Annotated in this window: 3 protein-coding genes and 1 pseudogene; all 4 read right to left on the reverse strand. The window is 62.9% G+C overall.

The features are described 5' to 3' along the window. Window positions 1-504 precede the first annotated feature (504 nt). Window positions 505-663, reverse strand: a pseudogene (locus AB0C69_RS39725) (ClpX C4-type zinc finger protein); the annotation flags it as partial. 29 nt (window positions 664-692) lie between these two features. Next, window positions 693-1,991, reverse strand: coding sequence for a tetratricopeptide repeat protein (locus tag AB0C69_RS39730; RefSeq protein WP_360361481.1), 1,299 nt, complete (start codon window positions 1,989-1,991; stop codon window positions 693-695). 1 nt (window position 1,992) lies between these two features. After that, complete coding sequence (locus tag AB0C69_RS39735) at window positions 1,993-2,607, reverse strand: hypothetical protein (protein WP_360361484.1); 615 nt, start codon at window positions 2,605-2,607, stop codon at window positions 1,993-1,995. 599 nt (window positions 2,608-3,206) lie between these two features. After that, a complete protein-coding gene (locus AB0C69_RS39740) occupies window positions 3,207-3,407 on the reverse strand; it encodes a DUF5708 family protein (RefSeq protein ID WP_360361487.1) in 201 nt (66 codons plus the stop codon). Between the last annotated feature and the right edge of the window lie 304 nt (window positions 3,408-3,711).

Here is a 3,711-nt window from a genome sequence, read left to right on the forward strand (position 1 = left end):
AGCGAGGCCAGCAGGCTCAGCACGACCATCGCCGCGGCGCGCAGGGCGGGCGTGCCGCGCGGGGTGAACGCCACGATGGTCGCCCTGAGTCAGCCATATTCGCACCCCGTCCGGCACCGTCCGGGGAAGTCGGTCAAGGAGCCGCTCACCTGCGAAAACAGGGGAAGGAGCCCACGGGACCAGTCCGACCCCGTCCAGCACCGTCGAACCAAACCGACTGACGCTGGCTCCTGTGTCTCCCCTCTCAGAAGGGAGGAGGGCGCCCCACATGGCCCTAGAAATCAGCGCCACCAAGCTCGCCCGGACGCTACGGCGGGCGAGACGTCCCCACATGGACCCCACACCCGCGGACGCGGGTCCCCCTATGAGGGCACCGCGGCATGGGCTCGCGAGCGCGGTGTAGGTGAGCCGCACTCAGCTCATGGTCCAGACGTACACATCATCTTCTCCCATCGCGCATGGCTCATAAGGAGGAGGAAGGTAATTTTCTGGATCGAATTCATGCTCTTCGGTTATGATCTCATTGCAGAGCTCGATGCACTCATCGCAAATATACACACCGGGACCCGCGATGAGTTTGCGGACCTGCATTCGACTTTTTCCGCAGAATGAGCAGTTCAAAACTGCAACATCCTGGCCCTGGAGTTCCTGCTCGGCACTCATGGCAGTTTCGCGCGATCCGACATTTCGCTCTAGAGTCGACTCAGATCACGCTTCGCCCTCTCAGTATGTGGATGATGGGCACCCAGTGTCTGTTCTCGCCGTTCGACGACTTCTCGCAACAGCGCCTCGGCCTCCTCTACTTCTCCGATGGCCGCCAGGTTCCGCGCCAGAAGGTGGCACGTACGCAATGTCGCGCTGTCATGAGCTCCCAAGATACGTCGGCGCATCGGCAGCAGGACGCGCAACATCTTGACTGCGTCACCGCGATAACCGGCTTCGCCGATGTTGAGCGCAAGATACTGACGCGACTGCAATACATCTGCGTGTTCGTCACCAAGAATCGTTATCTGCCTGGCGAGCAGGTAGTGGAGTTCTACGGCCGCCTGTCGGGGGTCGCCCAGGGCCCCTATGCTGTGCGCGAGAAGTTGACAACTCCTCAAGAAGTCCGGATGGTTCTCCCCGAGAAGATCCTCCTGTGCGGCGCACACATCCTCCAGGAGATCCCTTACGCGAGGCCAATCCCCGCGTTCACCATGATCAACCGCCATGAGATAGCGAGACCGCAAGGAGGACGCGGTGCGGCTCACGACGGCACGGTTGCGGGCGAGGGCTATCAGATCAGCGGTACGCGTGCCCCGCTTCTGCGGCTGCGGCAGCCCCTGAGCCTGCATGACCACCAGAAGATGGCGATAGATGTCCTCTATGGAGAGAAGTTGCGGGCCTTCAGGAACACCCTCCCGCAGTAGCTTCATCAGCCTCCCGGTGAAAGCGGTGTGCTCTTCACCGGGAAGGACCAGCGCGACCTGATCGCGCTGAGCGGACGTGAGCACATACGTGCCGTCGACATCGAGTTGACCGACGACGGACGCGATCGGATCAGCCATCGTCTCCGAGATGACTCGTCCCGAGAAACAGCAGTCGAGTATGATTACTTTGGTCGTCGCATGACTGTTGAGTACCGCACTGCGCAGTTTTTCGAACTCCAGCGAGGTGAATTCGGGCTCGTTCCATTCACTGTCGGGCAGGCCAAGATAGAGCTCGTGACGCTTACCGCCGATCAGTCCGTGGCCGGCGAAATACACCAAGAGCAGATCCTCTGCCTCCGATATCGCCGACCGCAGCCTCCTGCCCAGCAGGCGGATATCCCCTTCATTGAGAAGGGTGATGCAGTTCTCCTCGGGGACTATCCCGAATGTGGGGTCCGACAGCAGGATACTGAGATCACGCAAGGAGGTCTCAGCCGCGAGCAGGTCCGGAATCGCTTCGTCATTGTATTCGCTTGTGCCCATCAGAATCACGCGCGAGCGCTGGGGGTCCGGCAGGCGCATACTATTCGGACTCTCGATTGAGCACTTCGTCGACCAGCGCCTCAACCCGTTTTTCCCGAATGTTCTTGGCATCCACCTCGATCTCGGCCCCGTCTTTGCCCAGAACCTTGATCTTGACACTTGAGCGCCGCGGCAGCGAGAGCCAGCTTCTCAGAGTGGCCACCAGAACCGAGACGGCCCCTCCGGAGCCCAGTGCCACGACCAGAGCCTGGGGCACCGTCCCCAGTTGGCCACCCTCTGGGGGCTCCGAGTGGACCGTCACCCTTCCATGAAACTCTGATTCACCTCGGAGCCAATCCGCAAGTGACTCCAGGTCCGCGATGGGGTCGGCGGATTCCAAGGAAAGACGAGCCTCCACCGGAAACCTCCATAAGAGTTGCAGCAGTCGATCTTGTGGCCCATGGCCCGGTCCCCCGGCATAGGTGTGGCGCGTTCCTGGACGCGTATGTTCTGTCCACGCGAACATGGGGTCGCTGCCATGCGATGCCACCAGGAGGGGGTGCGGTCCTTGATGATCCACCGTTCTACCGATTCCGGGTCCACGTCGAGGGACCCGGCGAGCGTGGCGATTGTCAGGCCCTGCTCCAGTAGAGCGGCGCGTAGGTTCGTTCGGCATGCGTCCGTCCGGATTCCGGAACGTCCTAGGTCGCGGTCAAGCCTATGAGGCTCTCATGAACACGTCCAGCGATGTAGCGATCTCGGCCCGTAGGTCGGCCGCACGCTCTTCCGTAGACACTGGCCTTTCGAATCGCCCCCGCCGGATACGGGCGTCACGAGAGGAGTGGCCGCAGATGATCTCTTTTCCGCAGTGATCCTCGCCGCCGGAAAGATCAACCCCGCGGACGGCCCAGCCCTACGGGCCTGTCCGGTGGATCGTGTGTTGGTCCAGAGCAAAGCGGCGACCACTACGACCGCTACCCGGTAGTTGCGGGCGAGTTCGTCGAACCGGGGCCCTAGAAGTTCGGTGGTGCCCCTGGGGGCTCGCCCCCGCCGGACGGTGGACGCAGTCGCCAACGCGAGCACCGCGATCCGCACCGCACACCCCGACGGGCAGCAGCCGCCGACCGCCACGGGCCTGGATACGGCCCTGATGTTGTGACCGCGCCGCTGGACGTGGACCGGCTGAAGCCCGACCCATTCGCCGCCGTAGGTGAGCCAGCCCTGCGCCGGCACCAGCCGCCGCGCGACCTCCGCATTGGCTTTTGGAACAGGCTCTTAGCCGCGCGCTGCGCGGTCGGTGCGCACGCTCATGTAGACCCCGTACAAGGTCTCCAATCCACCCAAGATCATCAGCACTACCCCGACCTTGGACGGCGTGATGATGACGATCTTCTCATCAAGGCCCGACAGCCAAAGCGCCAGCCCTGCCACGAATGTGATCGAACCAGCGAGGAGCGTCTTGTGAGCAGGGGCCATGAGCAATCCTTCCGACCGCGGGCGAACAGGCGTTCCGAATCTCAAGAAACGCTAGTCAGGCCAGGCGCGCCGAACCTCCTGCCGATTAAGGAGATCGAGCTACATCCTTCGACCGACACCACCCCCCGTCACCCCAGCTTGTTAAACGAACAGCCGGCCCCCTGCACTGCTGGATCGCGGCCACGCCGGCCCGGCCCTAGGTTTCCGACCACAGGGGGCAGCTCATCGTGCTGGCAGGCGAAGTAGGCGGTCATCGGGACGATCGCGGTCCGGAGCCCGTGCCGCAGCAGCGCGCCGCGCCGCC

It is taken from the genome of Actinomadura sp. NPDC048032 (assembly GCF_040653175.1).
Taxonomy (GTDB): Bacteria; Actinomycetota; Actinomycetes; order Streptosporangiales; family Streptosporangiaceae; genus Spirillospora; species Spirillospora verrucosospora.